19 protein-coding genes are annotated in these 19247 nt (G+C 51.3%); 13 read left to right on the forward strand and 6 right to left on the reverse strand.

From position 1 onward, the window contains the following. The first annotated feature begins 29 nt into the window (after window positions 1-29). The 7 genes from NF683_RS16075 to NF683_RS16105 all read left to right on the forward strand — a co-directional run bounded on the left by NF683_RS16075 (window position 30) and on the right by NF683_RS16105 (window position 7165). A complete protein-coding gene (locus NF683_RS16075) occupies window positions 30-674 on the forward strand; it encodes an SPOR domain-containing protein (RefSeq protein ID WP_253920437.1) in 645 nt (214 codons plus the stop codon). A gap of 3 nt (window positions 675-677) precedes the next feature. Next, the gene (locus tag NF683_RS16080; protein WP_253920438.1) at window positions 678-1268 is read left to right on the forward strand and encodes a CvpA family protein; all 591 of its coding nucleotides are present in this window, start codon (window positions 678-680) and stop codon (window positions 1266-1268) included. 167 nt (window positions 1269-1435) lie between these two features. After that, window positions 1436-2959: an amidophosphoribosyltransferase gene (purF, locus tag NF683_RS16085; protein ID WP_089038171.1), complete on the forward strand. Its 1524-nt coding sequence runs from the start codon at window positions 1436-1438 to the stop codon at window positions 2957-2959. A 58-nt stretch (window positions 2960-3017) separates the two neighbouring features. After that, a complete protein-coding gene (locus NF683_RS16090; protein WP_253920439.1) occupies window positions 3018-4217 on the forward strand; it encodes an O-succinylhomoserine sulfhydrylase in 1200 nt (399 codons plus the stop codon). Between the two features lie 236 nt (window positions 4218-4453). Continuing rightward, window positions 4454-5008, forward strand: a complete 555-nt coding sequence (locus NF683_RS16095) for a cytochrome b (RefSeq protein ID WP_253920440.1) — start codon at window positions 4454-4456, stop codon at window positions 5006-5008. A gap of 72 nt (window positions 5009-5080) precedes the next feature. Next, complete coding sequence (locus NF683_RS16100; protein WP_253920441.1) at window positions 5081-5665, forward strand: YceI family protein; 585 nt, start codon at window positions 5081-5083, stop codon at window positions 5663-5665. A gap of 165 nt (window positions 5666-5830) precedes the next feature. Further along, a complete protein-coding gene (locus NF683_RS16105) occupies window positions 5831-7165 on the forward strand; it encodes an MATE family efflux transporter (RefSeq protein ID WP_089040861.1) in 1335 nt (444 codons plus the stop codon). Window positions 7166-7171: 6 nt separating this feature from the next. On the opposite strand, the gene NF683_RS16110 is transcribed toward NF683_RS16105, so the two are convergent. The 4 genes from NF683_RS16110 to NF683_RS16125 form a co-directional block, all read right to left on the reverse strand. After that, window positions 7172-8656, reverse strand: coding sequence for an NCS2 family permease (locus NF683_RS16110; RefSeq protein ID WP_253920442.1), 1485 nt, complete (start codon window positions 8654-8656; stop codon window positions 7172-7174). 250 nt (window positions 8657-8906) lie between these two features. Continuing rightward, window positions 8907-10097, reverse strand: a complete 1191-nt coding sequence (locus NF683_RS16115) for an amino acid aminotransferase (RefSeq protein WP_089038176.1) — start codon at window positions 10095-10097, stop codon at window positions 8907-8909. Continuing rightward, window positions 10098-10436, reverse strand: coding sequence for a 4a-hydroxytetrahydrobiopterin dehydratase (locus tag NF683_RS16120; protein ID WP_089038177.1), 339 nt, complete (start codon window positions 10434-10436; stop codon window positions 10098-10100). It abuts the gene before it with no gap. 28 nt (window positions 10437-10464) lie between these two features. Then, a complete protein-coding gene (locus NF683_RS16125) occupies window positions 10465-11364 on the reverse strand; it encodes a GGDEF domain-containing protein (RefSeq protein WP_089038178.1) in 900 nt (299 codons plus the stop codon). 311 nt (window positions 11365-11675) lie between these two features. Here NF683_RS16125 and cobA point away from each other — a divergent pair, with 311 nt between their 5' ends. The 4 genes from cobA (at window position 11676) to dcd (ending at window position 15263) form a co-directional block, all read left to right on the forward strand. Beyond that, window positions 11676-12446, forward strand: coding sequence for a uroporphyrinogen-III C-methyltransferase (gene cobA, locus NF683_RS16130; RefSeq protein ID WP_089040862.1), 771 nt, complete (start codon window positions 11676-11678; stop codon window positions 12444-12446). Window positions 12447-12605: 159 nt separating this feature from the next. Next, entirely contained in the window at window positions 12606-13730 is a 1125-nt protein-coding gene (locus NF683_RS16135) for a coiled-coil domain-containing protein (RefSeq protein ID WP_089038179.1), read from the forward strand. Between the two features lie 154 nt (window positions 13731-13884). After that, complete coding sequence (apbC, locus tag NF683_RS16140; protein ID WP_051626459.1) at window positions 13885-14685, forward strand: iron-sulfur cluster carrier protein ApbC; 801 nt, start codon at window positions 13885-13887, stop codon at window positions 14683-14685. 11 nt (window positions 14686-14696) lie between these two features. Continuing rightward, a complete protein-coding gene (gene dcd, locus NF683_RS16145) occupies window positions 14697-15263 on the forward strand; it encodes a dCTP deaminase (RefSeq protein WP_038483741.1) in 567 nt (188 codons plus the stop codon). A 75-nt stretch (window positions 15264-15338) separates the two neighbouring features. Here dcd and purN read toward each other — a convergent pair whose 3' ends face one another. Both purN and purM read right to left on the reverse strand, forming a co-directional pair. Next, window positions 15339-16097 (reverse strand): phosphoribosylglycinamide formyltransferase, encoded by a 759-nt coding sequence (gene purN / locus NF683_RS16150; protein ID WP_089038180.1) that lies wholly within the window; start codon window positions 16095-16097, stop codon window positions 15339-15341. After that, entirely contained in the window at window positions 16094-17161 is a 1068-nt protein-coding gene (purM, locus tag NF683_RS16155) for a phosphoribosylformylglycinamidine cyclo-ligase (protein ID WP_193084839.1), read from the reverse strand. The genes purN and purM overlap by 4 nt, the downstream gene beginning before the upstream one ends. A 200-nt stretch (window positions 17162-17361) precedes the next feature. On the opposite strand from purM, the gene NF683_RS16160 reads away from it, so the two are divergent. Together NF683_RS16160 and hda are read left to right on the forward strand one after the other, a co-directional pair. Further along, window positions 17362-18474: an AI-2E family transporter gene (locus NF683_RS16160; protein WP_089038182.1), complete on the forward strand. Its 1113-nt coding sequence runs from the start codon at window positions 17362-17364 to the stop codon at window positions 18472-18474. After that, window positions 18471-19175 carry a DnaA regulatory inactivator Hda gene (hda, locus tag NF683_RS16165; RefSeq protein ID WP_038483749.1) on the forward strand — a complete coding sequence of 235 codons (705 nt, stop codon included), beginning with the start codon at window positions 18471-18473 and terminating at the stop codon, window positions 19173-19175. The genes NF683_RS16160 and hda overlap by 4 nt, the downstream gene beginning before the upstream one ends. Window positions 19176-19247: the final 72 nt, after the last annotated feature.

The following is a 19247-nucleotide window of genomic DNA, read 5'->3' on the forward strand; positions in this document are numbered from 1 at the left end:
TGTGCTCGCTAAGCTTGATGGAGAGGGATATGAAATACGGTAAAACGGAACGCATCAGTGGTATTGTCATTTTACTCGCGTTGCTGGCGATTTTCGTGCCGTGGTTGATGAGTGATCCTGCTCCCCGAGAAGAGCGCCCTCAGCCTACGTTTGTTATTGAACGGCCTGTTGAGGCAACACAGCAAGATGTTCCGGTTCCGCAAATGCCGTCATCTATCAACACGTCCTCAAGTGAAGGTCGTTCTGTAGATAGCGCGACCAATAGTGTGCCAATTGATGCCAATCCAAGGCAGCCACAAACCGATCAAGCCAGTAGTTCTAATGCTCAGAGTGCTGGAGCAGGTGATCCAATTGCTGAGTTAATGGCTGCCAATAACCGTAATAACGCGTCTACCAGCTCTTCTAACACATCATCGAATGCTGCTGGCCCAACATCTTCTTCCCAAGGCGAGTGGGCCGTTCAAGTGGGCAGCTTTGGTGATGCGGGTAACGCAAGGCGACTAAGCGATCAGCTTACTCAGGCGGGGTTTAGCGCCTACCTACGTGAGCGCGATAATAACCTTACCTCTGTTTATGTTGGCCCTTATGCGACGTCTGAAGACGGCGAGTCTGCGATGGCGATTATTAAACAGCGTGCCAATGTACAGGGCCTGTTAGTGCGAGTGAGAAATTAACTTATGGCACTTACTTGGATAGACGCGCTTTTCCTGGCGGTGCTAGCACTTTCCATGCTGGCCGGCTTTATGCGCGGATTTGTCAGGGAAGCTCTTGGGCTGGCCGCATGGGTAGTCGCATTGTTGGTAGCGCGCGTCTTGGCAGAGCCGGTAGCAGATCTAATGAGCGGGTTCATCGACAGTTTCGATGCGCGCTTAGTGTTGGCATTTATTTTAGTGATTTTTGCAGTCATTTTACTTTGCGGGATTGTGATCCGCCTTGTTCATGCGGCGGTAGAGTGGGTCGGTATGGGGTTGCTTAACCGTTTTGCCGGTGCTGCTTTTGGGCTTGCTCGTGGCGCTGTCATTTTATTGGTGGCAACCGTCCTTATTACACTAACGCCCTTGGCTGAGTTACAGGCTTGGCAAGAAGCTGAGCTACGGCCGACGTTTATTGAGCTGCGCGATTGGGCGGTAAGCCAGTTAGATCAATGGGAACGGGAGCTACCGCAAGCACCTGACTCGCTCCGCGATATTTCGTTGCCAGATTTCGGCGCTCAGGAAGAGCCAGTTCCACAGTCTTTTACGCCAACATCTGAAAATGCTGGCCAGTGAGTGCGCTGTTTAATGATGGCGCGACGTGATGTTTAGTTAGTAATACAGTTAGCTGCTGTCTACCAATGCCCGCTTTTGCGACCGAGAAATAGGCAGTGGCTTACATTCGTTTGATGAACGTACGGGTTTGCTACGGTGAACCATGGCACTAAAGCGAGGTAACTTGAATGTGCGGTATAGTGGGCCTTCTGGCCAAGCAGGCGGTAAATCAGGGAATCTATGATGCTCTGACCGTACTTCAGCATCGGGGTCAGGACGCTGCCGGCATGATGACTTGGAGCGAGGGACGCTTCCTACTGCGCAAGAGTAATGGGCTGGTTCGAGATGTGTTCCATACCCGCCACATGGCTCGCCTAAAAGGTAACCTTGGCATTGGTCACGTGCGTTATCCAACCGCAGGTTCCTCTAGCGAAGCTGAGTCTCAGCCGTTTTATGTCAACTCTCCCTACGGTATTGCGCTGGCTCACAACGGTAATCTGACTAACTCTGATCAGTTAAAGCAAGAACTTTTCTCGACGGACCTTCGTCACATCAATACCAGCTCTGACTCCGAAGTGTTGCTAAACGTATTTGCCCATGAGTTGGGTAAACAGGGTTTGCACCTGGAAGCCGAGGACATTTTTGATGCCGTTCGTAGAGTGCACCGGCGCTGCAAAGGCGGCTACGCGGCGGTCGCGATCATTAACGGTTTTGGTATGGTGGCATTTCGGGATCATCATGGCATTCGTCCTGTAGTGTTTGGCACTCGCCAAAGTGACGAAGGGCAGGAGGTCATGATTGCTTCGGAATCTGTCGCCTTAGATGTCGGCGGCTTTGAGCTGGAGCGTGACCTTTCGCCCGGTGAAGCGATTTTTGTCGACATGCAGGGGCAGATTCATACTCAGGTCTGTGCTGATAGACCTGTGCTGCGTTCTTGTATTTTTGAGCATGTCTATCTTGCGCGCCCCGACTCTATTCTTGATGGTGCCTACGTGTATGGCACGCGTATGCAGATGGGGCGCAAGCTTGGCGACCGCATTCTTAATGAATGGCCTGATCACGATATTGACGTTGTTATCCCAATTCCCGATACGTCGCGCACTTCTGCCCTTGAGATGGCGCAGCACTTAGGGGTGACCTATCGCGAAGGGTTTATGAAGAACCGCTACATTGGCCGCACGTTTATTATGCCTGGCCAAACGCAGCGTAAAAAATCGGTGCGTCAAAAACTGAATGCCATTGATGTCGAATTCAAAGGCAAAAATGTGCTGCTGGTGGATGACTCTATCGTGCGTGGAACCACCTGTAAGCAGATTATTCAGATGGCGCGCGATGCAGGGGCCCGTAAAGTGTATTTCGCCTCAGCTGCTCCGCCCGTTCGCTACCCTAATGTCTATGGCATTGATATGCCTGCGGCAAAAGAACTGATTGCGCATGGCCGCACAGAAGAAGAGGTTGGTCAGCTGATTGGTGCGGATCGAATTTTCTATCAAGACCTGGAAGATTTGAAAGCGGCTTGCCGTGAGGTTAATCCTGAAATGGATGAGTTTGACTGCTCTGTCTTCGACGGTAACTATGTCACTGGTGACATTGATGATGCCTACTTGGCTGTGCTTGAAGCGAGTCGTAATGACGCAGCCAAAGATCAAAGTGCGGGTGACCATGCGCTAGTGGGTATGCACAACCAAGATGATGACGATCTTGACGACTAATACCGCGGATTAATAGCTCGTATTACAACTTTTATTGACGTTTTAAAGGTGCTCAGCCATGCATGATAATAGTCACCAGGATGATTGGTCGCTAGAGACCCTTGCCATTCGTGCGGGCCATCACCGTACGTTTGAGCAAGAGCATGCCGAGCCCATTTTTCCCACTTCAAGCTTTGTTTACGAAAGCGCGGCTGAAGCCGCGCGCAAGTTTGGGGGGCAGGAGCCGGGCAACGTCTATTCTCGCTTTACTAATCCGACGGTCCATACCTTCGAGCGCCGTTTGGCGGCGCTTGAAGGTGGAGAGCGATGCGTGGCAACAAGTTCGGGTATGTCGGCCATTTTATCGACGGCGTTGGCACTGCTAAGTGCCGGCGATGAAATCGTTGCATCGCGCTCGCTGTTTGGTTCTACCGTGAGTTTGTTTGACAAATATCTGGGCAAATTTGGTATCACGACTCGTTATGTAGAGCTATCTAACCTTTCTGCCTGGGAAGAGGCCATCGGCCCAAATACCAAGCTGTTGTTTGCGGAAACACCGTCCAATCCGCTGTCTGAAGTCGCGGATATTCCAGCATTAGCCGAACTTGCTAAGCGAAGTGGTGCATTGTTGGCGATTGATAACTGCTTCTTAACACCGGCACTTCAGCAGCCAATTGCGCTTGGCGCTGACTTAGTCATCCATTCTGCAACGAAGTATCTGGATGGCCAGGGACGTGCTATTGGTGGCGCGGTGGTTGGTAAACACGACGTGCTGGAAGAAGTGTTTGGTGTGGTACGTACTTGCGGGCCTTGCCTGAGTCCCTTTAATGCTTGGATTTTCACCAAAGGGCTTGAAACCTTATCGTTGCGCATGAAAGCACATTGCGAGAATGCGCTGACTTTGGCGCTCTGGCTAGATCAACACCCGGCCGTTAATAAAGTGCACTACAGTGGCTTAGAAGCCCATCCTCAGCATGCGCTTGCCAAAAAACAGCAGCAAGGGTTTGGTGCCGTATTGGGCTTTGAGGTGAAAGGTGGCCAGGAGGGAGCTTGGCAGGTCATTGACGCCACCAAAATGCTGTCTATAACGGGTAACCTCGGAGATGTTAAAACCACCATTACCCATCCAGCCACCACAACGCATGGACGTCTCTCCGATGTGCAGAAAGAAGCCGCAGGTATCGCCCCTGGGTTGATTCGCGTAGCGGTGGGGCTGGAAAGCCAGGCTGACATTCAGCGCGATCTTGCCGCTGGGTTGGATGCTTTGGCGGCTGGCTGAGCGATTCAAATAGCGTTTTGATAAGCCGGTCATTCGTGGCCGGTTTTTTTATTGCTTGCTTCGCTGACGGCGTTTTTGTAACTACAACATTTAGCAATGTTTTTAACAAACGTTTTTTACGAATGGTGTGTTCTGCTTTTTTCAGCAGTGTTTTGATCATTAAGACGGTATGCTTTAGGTAGAAATGTGCTTACAGCAGGCATGACCAATTGCTGTTTAGAACGAGGAAAGCAAGGATGTGGCGGAACACGCAGAGTGGATGGGGAGTCATTAGTATTGCTCTTCACTGGCTTAGTGCACTAACGATTGTGGGGTTGTTTGTTCTTGGCTGGTGGATGACAGATCTTGGTTACTACGATACATGGTATAACCAAGGGCCGTGGGTGCATCGCTCGATTGGTATCTTGTTGTTAATTGCTACCTTTGCTCGCTTGATATGGCGCTTAATTCAACCAACGCCTCATGCAGAGGGTAGTCGCTTTGAACGTCTAGCTGCCCATGCTGGCCACATAATGTTGTATGTCTTGTTATTGTTAGTGCTTGTTAGTGGCTATTTGATTTCTACCGCCAATGGGCGCGGAATTAGGGTGTTTGATTGGTTTGAAGTGCCGGCACTGCTTCACGGGCTTCCTGATCAAGCTAGTCTGGCAGGCGATGTGCACTGGTACAGCGCCCTGGCGCTTATGGTATTGGCCGCAGGGCATGCGCTAGCCGCGATGAAGCATCATTGGTGGGATCGCCACTCGACACTCGTGCGGATGGTGAATCCTGCTCATGGCCGCAAGCAATAATGGAATTTTTTTGTCCACTGCGCTGATAGTTTGCTCGTAGTGTTTATTAGGAAAATAAAGGAGATTTCCACGATGTTAAAGAAAACCGCTTTTGCTACTGCAATTGCCGCCGCTTCGCTAGCGACGTTCAGCCAAGCGCAAGCAGCAGAATATCAAATTGATACTGAAGGCCAGCACGCCTTTGTTCAGTTCAAAATTAGCCACCTCGGCTTTTCCTATATTCTGGGTACTTTCGAAGAGTTTGACGGTCAATTTTCATATGACCCCGAGGATTTAGAAGCCTCTTCTGTAGAAATGGAAGTGCAGGTGGGAAGCCTGAACACTAATCATGCAGAGCGTGATCGTCACTTCTTAAGCAGCGATTTTCTTGATGCCAGCGAATATCCTACGGCAACTTTTACTTCAACAGGTTTTGAATCAACGGGTGAAAATGAAGGCGTCGTAACCGGTGAGTTAACGCTTCATGGCGAGACGCAGGAAATTGAAATGCCTGTTACCTTGATGGGCGAAGGTGATGACCCCTGGGGCAATTACCGTGCAGGTTTTGAAGGCAGCACCATGTTAACGCTGGGTGATTTCGGTATTGATATGAGTGACTTCCCAGAAGCGATGCACGAGCTGGAGCTTTACGTGACGTTTGAAGGCATTCGTCAGTAAGCGAGCGTAAGCAGAAAGCGCCATCACCCTTGCCTGGGTGGTGGCGCTTTTGCGTTGGGAGTTACCAGAAACAACTTACATCTCGTAGGTTGTCAGTATTGTTAACTAGGTGGCGTTCACCGCTATCTACTCTGTTTTGAGGATTTCTCTTTGGCAGCGGTCATTATGCAGCAACGCGAGCTGGCGATAACCTTATGGCGTCAAACGTGGCCGATGGCCATTGGTGTGTTGGCGCTATTGGGTTTCCAGCTTGTAGATAGTGCTTTTATTGCCCGTTTGGGAACAGCGCCCTTGGCCGCTCAGTCGTTTACCTTTCCGTTGTCCTTTCTGATTATTGGCATTCAAGTGGGAATGGGGATCGCGATTGCGGCGCTTATTTCCCGCGCCTTAGGCGCTGGAGAAGACGTTCGAGCGAAGCGGTTAAGCAGCCTTGTGCTAATTGCCGGTGGGCTTGTCATCGGCCTACTAGTCATTGCGCTTTGGTTTCTTCAAGTGCCCATATTTAGGCTGTTAGGTGCCGATGATAGCGCGCTGGTTTATATACGCGCTTACTGGGGGCCACAGCTATTTTCAGCTTGGCTAGGCGCGCTGCTCTATTTTATCTATAGCGTGTTTCGTGCTCACGGCGATACACGGCTGCCAGGTAAGATGATGGTGCTCAGTAGCCTTATTAACCTGGGATTGGACCCGCTATTTATTTTTGGTATTGGTTCTTGGCAGGGCTGGGGGCTAGCGGGCGCGGCTTGGGCGACCGCCATTGCATTTTTTGTGGGGCTGTTATTCAGCAGTATTAAACTAAAGCATCAAAAGTGGACGACGAATACCGCGCTATGGCAAGAAGCTAGTCGCTCGTGGCGGCTTTTTACCGGTATCGCTGCTCCCGCGATGGTTAGTCAGTTGATGCCGCCACTGGCGGCGATGTTGGCGATTGCGGCCGTTGCTAGCCTAGGAGATACCCAGGTGGCGGCTTGGGGGCTTGCCAGCCGTCTCGAAACGGTTTCGCTGATGGTGATATTGGCGATGACGATGTCGCTACCACCATGGCTTGGGCGTTGCTATGGTGCGGGCGACTGGGGACAGATTCAGCAGCTGATGCGCTTGGCAGTGAATGTCGCGTTGATATGGCAGCTTAGCCTGGGGCTGTTGCTGGCGCTGGCTTCACCCTGGGTGGCTATGGTGTTAGCCGGGAACCAGGAGGTGCAAAGTGAGCTCGCGCTGCTAATTCGCTTTTTGTTGCCAAGTTATGCTGCGCTGGGCGTGTGTATGCTGGTGGTGTCTGCAGGTAACGCTCTCGGCTGGCCACTTAGAGCAATGCTGCTTTCAAGCGCACGCTTGTTTATTTGCTATCTACCATGTTTATGGTTGGGTGCGCAGTTGTTTGGTTGGACAGGCTTAGCCGCTGGCGCGGCATTGGGTAACGTGTTGGCAGGTATGGTTGCTTGGATAGTGCTCAAGCGCATTTTATCCCGCCCGCATCGGCAGGCGGGATTCAGCAAGTAATCCAGTTTAGTGCTTCTTGGGGGCTTCCTGGAATGAGAAGTACATAAACAGTAATGCCATGCCCAAGTAACCCATGACAAATTCAGGCGCCGCGTTAAAGGCCAGTTTTGGGGCGTGCATCAGTCCTACAAATGAGAAGCCTGCCGCAATAGCGGCGAATGCGGCTGCACGCCGGAAATGATGGTCGATCACCGACACTGTCATTGCCCCTAGGAAGATGGCCATAAACATCGCACCTTGTCCCATGACAACAATGGCACTGGAAATATCGCTGACGACGTCACCAGCACCCCGGTTGAAGCGTGTCATCACGTAGTTGGCAAAGTAGGGCAGCATCGCCAGCGCAATGGCCGGGTAATAGCGGGTATCGTTCGCTTGAAACGCAGTGGCTATCATCGACATGCCGACAAATACCAAGATAGGGGCCACTACTGAGACCGGAATAATGGCCGCTAAGGCAGCGATCAGGCCAAACATGGTGGCGAGGGCATAAACGGCACCGTTTAAAATGCTGTAGCCTCGTCCTGCGCCCATCCATTTCGCGCCCACCGTGGCGATATAAACAGTTGTCGGGAATACGCCGCCAAATAGAGCGCCGATCATCGTGCCTGCTCCATCCACTGCCTGGCACTCACGCACATCGTATTTATCGCCAGCCGCTTCCATCGCTTCAACATTATTCATGGTTTCAATAGCGTTATAGAGGGTGATGGGGAGCACGACGGTAAGTACGGCCAGCATGCCGCTAAACAGCAAGCCTAACCCTTCATACCATGCCAAATTAGGCAGCAGGGGGTAGAACCCTAAATGGGTAAAAGCATCGCTAAAGCGTTCGCTGCCCGCATCGCCAATCAAATATGCCATCGCAGTACCGACCACAATGGCAAACAGCGATGTCGGTAGCTTAAACGGCATGCTGACGCGTGCCACAAGACCAACAATGATAATGCCGAGCACCAGCAGTCCAATGATAGGCATTTCCAAGGTTTTAAATAGCATCTCACCGGCAATAAAGGTGAGTGCGACGCCAGCAACAGCGCCCAACATGGCGGCCCGTGGGAGGTGATACTGCACCCAGCGGCCAACGATGCTAATTAAGGCTTCTATTGCGCCGCTAATAAAGCAGGCGGCCACGGCAACTTTCCAGGCTAACTCCGCGTCACCGGTTAACTGCTTGGCGGGGAGCAATACGCCGAATAGAAACACAAACATGACCGGCGTGGAGATGCCGTAGGAGAGCGCGGTGACATCGCTGCGGTTTTCTTTTCGTGCGAGTCTAGCGGCACTCCATGCGTAATAAAAATTGCCTGCCATGACTGCCACTGCGGCACCCGGCAACACCTGACCATACACAATGGATGTGGGAAACCCCATGCCCAGCATGGTAATTGCGATAATGACAAAGTTGGCAATATTGTTTTGAAACAGCGCGAAGAACGCGTCGGTGTCTTCTTTTTTGTACCACGGATAGTGAGTGCCGACAGCCGCCATGTTAGGCCTCTTAGTTATGGTGTGTTGTATACAAGGCTATGCTGAGTGTGCCGAAGATTTGACTGATCGGTCAAGCATTGCGTTGTAGCGGACGCCGCACGGGCGCCCCAGGCTCTGGCGGCAAGCGGGCAATTGTACATAACAATCGCTTGCCTGTTCAGTGGCTTATCTTCAATTCATCTACAAAAACGCCCAGGCAATTTGCCTGGGCGTTTTAGCTGTTGACACTAAGGTTAACAACTCACTGGCGTTATTCGTTAACGGCAGCGATGGCCTTAGCGAGGTAAGGTAAATTCTCGTGTGAGAATCCTGCAACGTTGGCACGGCCAGAGCGCACCATGTAAATACCGAACTCATCACGCAGGCGGTCTACTTGCTCCGGAGTTAAACCGGTGTAAGAGAACATGCCGCGCTGCTCTGCAACGCATGCATACTTTTCAGCAAGGCCGTAAGGCTTAAGGGCTTCAACGAAGTCGCGACGCAGCGTATTGATGCGATCACGCATTTCGGTCAGCTCTTCACGCCACATTGCAGACAGCTCAGCGTCGTGGAGAATTTCGCTAACAATCGCGCCGCCGTGGGCGGGAGGGTTAGAGTAGTTCTCACGGGCCACAATGGCAGCCTGAGAGCGAACGTTCTCCATCTGCTCGGCGTCTTTTGCAATTAGGATCAAGCAGCCAGTGCGTTCGCAGTAAATGCCAAAGTTCTTTGAGCAGGAGCTGGTGATGATAACTTCATCAAGGTTTTCGGCCAGCAGACGAACACCATAGGCATCTTCGTCCAGGCCTTCCCCGAAACCTTGGTAAGCAAAGTCAACCAATGGCAGCAGTTTGCGCTCGCTCAGTACTGCCATTACTTCATGCCACTGATCTTTAGACAGGTCAAAGCCGGTCGGGTTGTGGCAGCAGGCGTGAAGCACCACAACGTCGCCTTCAGGAATCTTTTTCAGTGCCGCTAACATGCCATCGAAATCAAGGCGGTTGTCAGCATCAACGTAGGGGTACTTGTGAAGCTCGATACCTGCAGCGGTGAAAATGCCGTGATGGTTTGGCCAAGTAGGATCGCTGACCCAGATTCCTTTTCCAGGAAGCTGGTGAGCAATAAAGTCAGCGGCTAAGCGTAGTGCACCTGTTCCACCAGGAGACTGGGTAGCGCTCGCGCGGTTGGCTTTCAATACGGAAGAATCTGCACCTAATACCATAGGCAGCACAGCATCACCGTAAGCAGGGGCACCGTGAGAGCCAATATAGGTCTTGGTGGTTTCATTCTTGAGCAGGCGAGCTTCTGCTTCCTTGACAGCGCGCATGACCGGCGTATTGCCTTGTGCATCGCGATATACGCCAACCCCTAAATCGACTTTCTGGGGATTGGTGTCTTTTTTGAAAGCTTCGATCAGCCCGAGAATGGCATCTCCTGGGACTCGCTCAATTTGCTCAAACATTTATTCGGCTACCTCGTCGGTTCTGGCGGCAAGAATGAAATCATTAAGATGCAGGCCCTTTATTGCATGAGACCACCATGTCACGGTGGTTTTACCCCACTCAGTAACAATGACAGGATGGTGCCCAGCCTGCTCTGCTATATCGCCAACGCGCTGGGTGAATGCCAGGGCATCGGCAAAGTTGCGAAACGTAAACTGTCTCGTCAGCTTCATGATGCCATCGTGGTCAACAATCTGCCACTCTGAAAGCGCTGCTAGATGGGGTTGGCATGCGCTATAAGTGAGCGGTATGGCATTACCACTGCAAGGTTCGCAGGTTTTCTGAGCTAGCGTTGTCATGGGTTGCCTCCTTTGGGTATTGCTCAAATCAGGATAGAAGGCATACGCAGTCGCGACCAACCTCTTTCGCGCTGTATAACGCTTGATCAGCGCGCTCTATTAAGTTGGCTAAAGGCTCACCGCACCGATACTCCGCTACACCAATGCTCACGGTTACTTGGCCGGCACCGATTCCAAAATCGTAGCTTGAGATGGCATGTCGGAGACGGTCAGCGAGTTTATGGCATTGTTGCAGCGGTGTAAGCGGCAACACGACCATAAACTCTTCACCGCCAAGTCTTGCCACCATATCTTCGCAGCGCAGGAGTTGCTGAGTTTGCACGGCAAGTTGTTCAAGTACGCTATCGCCCTGCAAGTGTCCCCAACGATCATTGAGCTGTTTAAAATGATCTATATCTACCATCATGATAGATAAAGGCGTCCCATGCCGCGTGCTTAATGAGGCTAGGTGCGTTAAGTGCACCATGAGTTTGCGACGGTTAGGCAATCCCGTTAAAGGGTCGGTGTCGCAGAGTTTTCTTAGTCGCTGCTCTTCAGCGACTTGATCAGTAATATCCATCATGATGCCGCTCCAGCGAACACCATTGGATGCCGGGGAGGGGTTAGCACTTACCGCAATCCAGTGCGGCTTTCCTTTAGGGAAGGGGAGGCGGAAGCGAGTCGTGAGCGGTAGCATCCAGCGTGCAGATCGCTCAATAGATGACATTATTTTGGGGTGATCGTGACCGGTTAGGTGTTCAATAAGTTGGCCAGCGTCATGCGCTAATTGTTGTCGGTCGATGTGTGCCAGCGCCTCGCCCCCGCCTTCCAGGTAGGGAAAGTGCATACGGCCGCAGTGTGATCGATAGAATTGAAAAATAACCCCAGGTATCTGGGATATCAGGCTATCAGTACTTTGCGGTACTGGGGCTGTATCATTCACGAGCATGCGTGAAGCTCCAAAGCATATGCCAAATAAAAGTTAATCGTAAAGGTTAGCCCTAAAAACGTAACTAATATGTAAGCCATTACTGACAATGCTTGCTTTTTTTAAAATCAATTGATCTATATATATTCTATAAAGGAATTTTGGTGTGACGTTAAGTGTCTTCCATAGAAACTTTGGCGCGACACAGGAAGGTCTATTGCTTTTTAATAGATTGGATCATTTTTTATTGTCGGGGTGTTTCTTTGAGCGAAGTAAAAGCAGCCACTATAAAGACAGGCCACTCGGCTAGCGCTCAAAAAGTTGGCGGTGGTTTGGTAAGTTTGGTCGGTGCTGGCCCAGGGGATCCAGAACTATTGACGTTGAAAGCGTATAAGCGGCTTCAGGTAGCAGAAGTGGTGCTATACGACCGCCTCGTTAGCGATGAAGTGCTAGCCCTGATTGGGCCTAAGGCTGAGCGGTTTTACGTTGGCAAGGCGAAGGCGTTGCACAGCGTCCCTCAAAATGAAATTAACCAGACATTGGTGGCTTGGGCCAGGCAAGGTAAGCAAGTTGTGCGTCTCAAGGGGGGAGATCCCTTCATTTTTGGCCGAGGTGGAGAAGAATTAGAAACGCTCATGGCTGAAAATGTGGTGGTAGAAGTCATCCCGGGTATTACAGCGGCATCCGGTTGTGCCGCTTATGCAGGCATTCCTCTGACACACCGAGACCATGCGCAGTCGGTTCGCTTAGTCACGGGCCACTTGCAACATGGAGAGAGCACGCTTGATTGGCAGGCGTTAGCTAGCCCTGGACAAACCTTGGTATTTTATATGGGGCTGAGCAACTTAGAGGCCATTTGCCAGGCTTTGATGGACCATGGTCTCGCATCCAGCACCCCTTTGGCGCTGATTGAACAGGGCACAACACAGCACCAATGTACGCATATTGGTTCTTTGCAACAGCTGCCTGAAGCATTTCACCAAGGTGAGATTACGCCGCCTACGTTATTGATTATTGGTAGTGTTGTGTCGTTACACGCCACGCTTTCTTGGTTTGAGGTTGCCGCTGCGGATGCGATAGGCTTTAAGGAAAGTAACCACTAGGCTAACCAACAAGCGGCTAACCGTATGCGCCGTTAGTCATATACGTTGTTCGCTGGCTAGATGTTGCTAGATGTGTATGCTAGTAAAAGAATGTCAGGTGCTAAATGTCTATCAACGCTGCTGATATCGGTAGCCTAATAAAGAAGAGAGGGACGCAGTATGCCAGAAGCAAACCACTCGGATAATCAAGCGCCAGCGAGTAAGCCAGACATGAAAACGCTGTTTAAAGACAACCGTGTCAAAGGTATTGCTGGTATTGCCGCCATTGCTGTTATTTGGGCAATTATGGCGCAATCGAACTCGGGCACACGGCAAGAGCGTGTCGAAACGTTAGAGGGCCAGTTAGCCAGCGTCGAGCAAGATAATAACCAGCTTAGCCAGCGAATTGCGGAAGTTGAGCAAGCTGAGACCGATTTAAGTGCAATGCGTGAGGAAATGGCATCGCTGGAAGAGCAGCAGGCTCAGGCACAAAGCGATCTAGAGACCGCTCAGGGTGAGACAAATGCGGTGCAATCGCGTCTTGAAGAACTAGTCGCTGAGCGTGATGCACTTCAGCAAGAAGTCGATGCGTTAAGTGAGCAAGTAGAAAGCGCTGAAGCTGACCTGCAATCACTAAAAGAAGAACGTGATCAAGTGGTAAGCGCGCGAGACCAGGCTGAGTCTGCTCGCCAGGAAGCTGAAGAAGCTCGTCAAAGTGCCGAAGAGTCCCGCCAAGAAGCGGAATCGGCACGTCAGCAAGCTGAACAAGAGCGTCAGGAGGCCGTTGACGAGCTTCGTGCCGCTCAAGAGGAACTGTCGGGTTTAGAAACCCAGATTAGTGAAGCTAGCGAACAGCTGTCCGGTACTGAGGAAGAGGTGTCAGCCGTTCAAAGTGAATTAGATAATTTGCAAAGCGAGCGTGACTCGCTCACCAGTGAGCGGGATGAGTTGCAAAGCGAGGTTGATTCGTTAACTCAACTGCGTGAAGAAGAGCAACAGAGCCTCGACCAAGTGCGCAGCGAGATGGATGATCTCATGGTCGCGCTGGATATTGGTCGTGAAGAACTAGCTAACGTTGAAAGTGATATTGAGGCTCGTGAAGGTCAGCTTGCACGCCTGGAAACCCAGCTCAGTGACTGGCGTGACGAGCTTTCTTCGTTGGAGGGTCGCTTACATGTAAACGATGCGGCGAATGACGAAGTGCCTTCTTTGACAGATGAAGAGAGTGGCAGCGCTGATTCGAATGGTTCTGAGCAAGCTGAAGAAGCAAGTTCTGAAGAGCAGGGCCAACAAAACAGTAACTGATCTATACACTTGATCGTGCGCTGATTGCTAGCGTAATAAAGCGGATGTAGGCAGCCCCTGCATCCGCTTTTTGCATGTTGGTTTAGAAATGGGCCGCCTAGGAGTATCATTCAAACCACGGATAGATTAGTCGCAATAGACAGGAGTGCCATTGATGGACGGTGTAAAACATATAGTAGCAGTGGCATCGGGGAAAGGTGGAGTCGGCAAATCGACCGTTACTGTGAACTTGGCACTAGCGCTTTCTGCCCAGGGGTATCGTGTTGGCGTACTGGATGCTGATATTTACGGCCCTAGCCAAGCGCAAATGCTGGGTGTTAAAGAAGGCGTGCGGCCTCAGGCGACGGAGGACAATAAGTTTCTGCCGCTAGAAGCGCACGGCCTTCAAGCGATGTCGATGGCCTTTATGGTTAACACCCGTGAGGCGATGGTCTGGCGTGGCCCGATGGTCGTTGGTGCGTTTCAGCAAATGCTGACACAAACCCAATGGGATAATCTGGATTTCCTGCTGATTGATATGCCGCCAGGTACCGGCGATATCCAACTGACGCTGGCGCAAAAAGTGCCTGTTTCAGGCGCCGTGATTGTCACCACGCCTCAGGATATTGCGCTCCTTGATGCCCGCAAAGGCATTGAGATGTTCCGTAAGGTCAATGTGCCAGTGCTTGGCGTGGTAGAGAACATGAGTCTTTATCATTGTGAAAATTGCGGCCACGAAGCGGCTATTTTTGGTACCGGTGGCGGCGATCGCATCGCGGAAGAGTATGATACGACAGTTCTTGGGCGGTTGCCGTTAACGCTCTCTATTCGTGAGCTAGCTGACTCTGGTCGCCCCAGCGTGATTTCCGAACCCGATAGCTCAGTGAGTCGCACGTTTGCAGATATTGCCAAACAAGTGGCGCAATCGGTAAATGCCAGCCATAGCGGCGGCCCCACTATTTCTTTTAGCGAGTGATGACGTAACAAATGAGTATTAAATCTGACAAGTGGATTCGTCGCATGGCACAAAGCGATGCCATGATTGAACCGTTTGAAGCTGAGCAGGTGCGCTATGTGAATGATCAGCGCGTTATTTCTTATGGCACGTCGAGCTACGGTTACGACGTTCGCTGTGCCGATGAATTTAAAGTGTTTACCAACATACATTCGGCTATTGTCGATCCCAAAGCGTTTGATGACAAAAGCTTTGTCGATGTTAAGGGTGATGTGTGTATTATCCCGCCGAATTCCTTCGCATTAGCACGCACGGTTGAGTATTTTCGTATTCCGCGCAGTGTGCTGACGATTTGCCTTGGAAAATCCACTTACGCGCGCTGTGGCATTATTGTCAACGTAACGCCGCTTGAGCCAGAGTGGGAAGGGCATGTGACGCTTGAATTTTCAAATACTACCAACCTGCCTGCCAAGATTTATGCCCATGAAGGGGTAGCTCAGATGCTGTTCCTTGAGTCGGATGAGATGTGTGAAACATCTTATAAAGATCGCGGTGGTAAATATATGGGACAACGAGGCGTTACGCTGCCTCGCACTTAATATCCGCAAGCTAAACAAAAAACGCCTTACGCGCTAATAGCGGTAAGGCGTTTTTTATGGTCAGAGCAGTGACATTTACGTGTTTTCGTCAAACTCTTCGTCTAGCTCTTCTGCAGCATCTGTGTGGGAGAGCCGCATACCATGGGGGGGCAGGGGGTGGCCATCCATGGTGGCGTTTTCAGCGCTATATTGCAGGCGGCCTTGCAGAAACCACTGAACGGCAATTGGGAAGATTAGGTGTTCACGAGCGTGCACCTTCTCCTTAAGCGTCTCAACGGTATCTTCATTTGTAACGTTCAGTTCTGCTTGTAGCACAACAGGCCCACCATCTAGCTCTTCAGTGACAAAATGCACGCTACAGCCATGCTGTTTGACACCGTCTGCCAGCGCTCGAGCATGGGTATTTAACCCTTGATAGGCGGGCAGTAGTGAAGGGTGGATGTTGAGCATTTTGCCTAAAAAACGCTGCACAAAGCGGGGCGTCAGAATGCGCATAAAGCCTGCTAAAACAATCAAGTCAGGCTCATGACGTTCGATGACTTTGATTAGCGCTCCGTCGTAAGCATCGCGGCTGTCATACTCGCGATGAGGTAGCGCAACGGCTTCAATACCCGCTTCTAGGGCGCGCTTCAAGCCATGGGCATCCGGCTCATTGGAAATAACAGCGACGATTTCCCCGCCAAGCCGATCATGGCTTTGCGCGTCAATCAGCGCCTGTAAATTACTGCCACTGCCAGAAATTAGCACCACAATACGTCGCGCCGCTGTTGGTTCTGGCGCCATGTCGTTTATGGTGTCGTTGAACGTGCCACTATTAAAGTCGGTACTGCTCATGCGCGAAGGTTCTCCAAAACGACGGCTTCCTCCTGGCGCTGAATAATCTGACCAATGCGATATACGGTCTCGCCTTGAGCTTGCAGATGCGCCATAGCGTCTTCAGCTTGGGCCTGGGGCACTACAACCACCATGCCGATGCCGCAGTTCAGTACGCGGTGCATTTCCGTTTCACTGACATTGCCTTGAGCTTGTAACCAGTTAAATACTTCTGGACGCTGCCAAGTAGAAAGATCAACGTGGGCTGCGAGGGTATCGGGCAGAACACGGGGAATGTTTTCCAGTAAACCACCACCCGTAATATGGGAAAGCGCGTGAACGGGAATATCTGTGCCGCGCATCATCGACAGCAACGACTTCACATAAATACGCGTCGGCGCCATTAACGCGTCGCCAAGCGGCTGCCCATCCACAGTATCATTGAGTGAAGCGTTGCTAACTTCCAGAATTTTGCGAATCAATGAATAGCCATTGGAGTGCGGGCCAGAAGAGGCCAATCCCAGCAGTACATCGCCTTCGGCTACCTTGCTGCCGTCTAAAATATCGGCCTTTTCAACAACGCCAACGCAGAAGCCTGCCAAATCGTAGTCATTGCCCTCGTACATACCGGGCATTTCGGCAGTTTCGCCGCCTACTAGTGCGCAACCAGCTAGTTCGCAACCAGCGCCAATGCCGGTCACGACATCTGCAGCGATATCCACATCCAGCTTACCCGTGGCATAGTAGTCAAGGAATAGCAGCGGTTCAGCACCGGCAACGATCAAATCGTTGACACACATAGCGACCAAGTCAATGCCAATGGTGTCATGCTTACCAAGGTCCATGGCAAGACGCAGCTTAGTGCCGACACCATCCGTGCCGGAGACCAGGACTGGCTGTTTATAACCAGCGGGAAGCTCACACAGTGCGCCAAACCCGCCAAGGCCACCCAGGACTTCAGGGCGTGTCGTGCGTTTGGCAACGTGTTTGATGCGATCAACTAGCGCGTTGCCGGCATCAATATCGACACCTGCGTCTTTATAGCTGAGTGAGGGAGTGGCCTGAGAAGTGGAGGTATCGGTCATGACAGATCCTGTGAAGCCTATAGCAATACGGGTAGTGCTGGCGAAATGGCCAGTGCTGGGGCGATAACGGAACGGATTGTAACACCCAGAGACGTAAGTCGCATCGATGTGCGGCGTTAACCGATGTTCAATACGCTACTTTTGTTACTATTCAGTACGCTAAGGGCGCTAACCATCTTTCCAGGAGGGATATAAAGAGCATGCGACATTCATGGTGGGGCGTTGTTTTTTTGGTGGTATTGGTGGGCTGCCTCTACTTATTAGATGCGGTACTGATGCCATTTATTGCGGGTTTAATTTTGGCCTATTTGGCTGACCCGCTTGCTAATTATTTCCAGCGGTTAGGCATGAAGCGGCCCTGGGCAGTTAGTAGCGTCTTTTTTGTCCTGTTACTGATCCTTATTTTAAGCCTGCTTATTTTGATCCCGTTGGTTGTGCAGCAAACAAAACAGCTGGGAGAGGCGTTGCCGAGTGTCTTCAACTGGATTGAGAACATATTAGCGCCGCAAGTTCAGGAGTGGACGGGTTACGATTTGGGCGCAGAGCTAACGAACGTTAGAGAAACTTTGATCAAAAACTGGCGTGATGCAGGTAGCTATGCAGCTCAGGCGTTAAGTCAAATAGGTCGTTCTGGGATGGCTTTCGTTTCCTGGGTTACCTACGTTGCCCTGATTCCTGTCGTAACGTTCTATTTACTACTTGATTGGAGCCGGCTGATTTCTAGTCTTGCTGATTTGGTTCCTCGTCAATGGACAAGCGATGTTTCCCGCTTGGCTCAGCGCTGCGATGAAGTTCTATCAGCGTTTCTACGTGGGCAGTTACTGGTCATGCTGTGTTTGGGCATTATATATGCGGCGGGACTAACGTTGATGGGGCTGAACTTCGGACTGCTGATTGGTGCTGTGTCCGGGCTTGTCAGTATTGTGCCGTTCCTTGGTTTTATTGTGGGATTAGTGGTGGCGCTTATCGTGGCGCTTTTCCAATTTGATACATGGTGGGCTGTGCTGGGCGTGATCGCGGTATTCGGTATCGGTCAGGCGGCAGAAAGTGTCATACTTCAGCCTAAGCTGTTAGGCGATAAGATAGGTTTGCATCCTGTTGCGGTTATCTTTGCGGTACTGGCGGGTGGTCATCTTTTCGGTCTGACGGGCGTACTCTTAGCATTGCCTGCCGCAGCGGTCATTATGGTGCTTTTAAGGGAAATTAAAGATCGCTATAAAGGCAGTGCTCTCTATGATGCCGAGCAACGTCCCCTAGAACAGCAACATTACAATGATGGACTGGGTCGTCACGACGAAAGGGAGTCACCATGAGCCGATTACCGGCACAGCTACCGCTTGGGGTAGGGTTGCGAGACGACGCGACATTTAATAATTACTATGCCTCACAAGCAAACGCTTCATTAATGGAGTACCTGAGCCGGCAGCTTAAGTCTGATGCTGAGCCGTTCTTATATTTATGGGGCGCGCCGGGCAGTGGCCGTAGCCATCTTTTGCAGGCGGCGTGTCATGCCGCCTCGGATGCAGATAAGCGGGCACTTTATCTTCCATTGGCAGACCTTGGTCATTTCCCACCGCTGATGCTGGAGGATATCGAGCGTCTGGATCTCGTCGCCATTGATGATCTTGAATATGTGATCGGGCGTAAGCGTTGGGAAGAGGCTCTGTTTCACGCCTTTAATCGGCTGCGTGATGCGGGAAAAGCCCTAGTGATTGCCGCCAATACGTCCCCACGCCAATTAGACGTTGCATTGCCGGACTTGGCATCACGGTTAACCTGGGGAGTTACGTTTCATCTGCATCCGCTGGATGATAACGAACGCCTAGCAGCGTTAAAGCTTCGCGCCAACGTACGTGGAATGCAGTTGCCTGATGACGTAGGGCGCTACATTATGCACCGCGGGCCGAGGGAGTTGGGGGATTTGTGCCATGCACTGGAAACGCTTGATCAAGCATCGTTATCCGCTAAACGGAAACTGACTATTCCTTTCGTCAAGTCTGCCCTTAATTGGTAAAGCGCAATTGCTAAAACGCCCCTGCCAGATCACTGGCAGGGGCGTTTTAATGACAGCAAGTCAATAACTAAC

It is taken from the genome of Halomonas sp. MS1 (genome assembly GCF_024182575.1).
Taxonomy (GTDB): Bacteria; Pseudomonadota; Gammaproteobacteria; order Pseudomonadales; family Halomonadaceae; genus Vreelandella.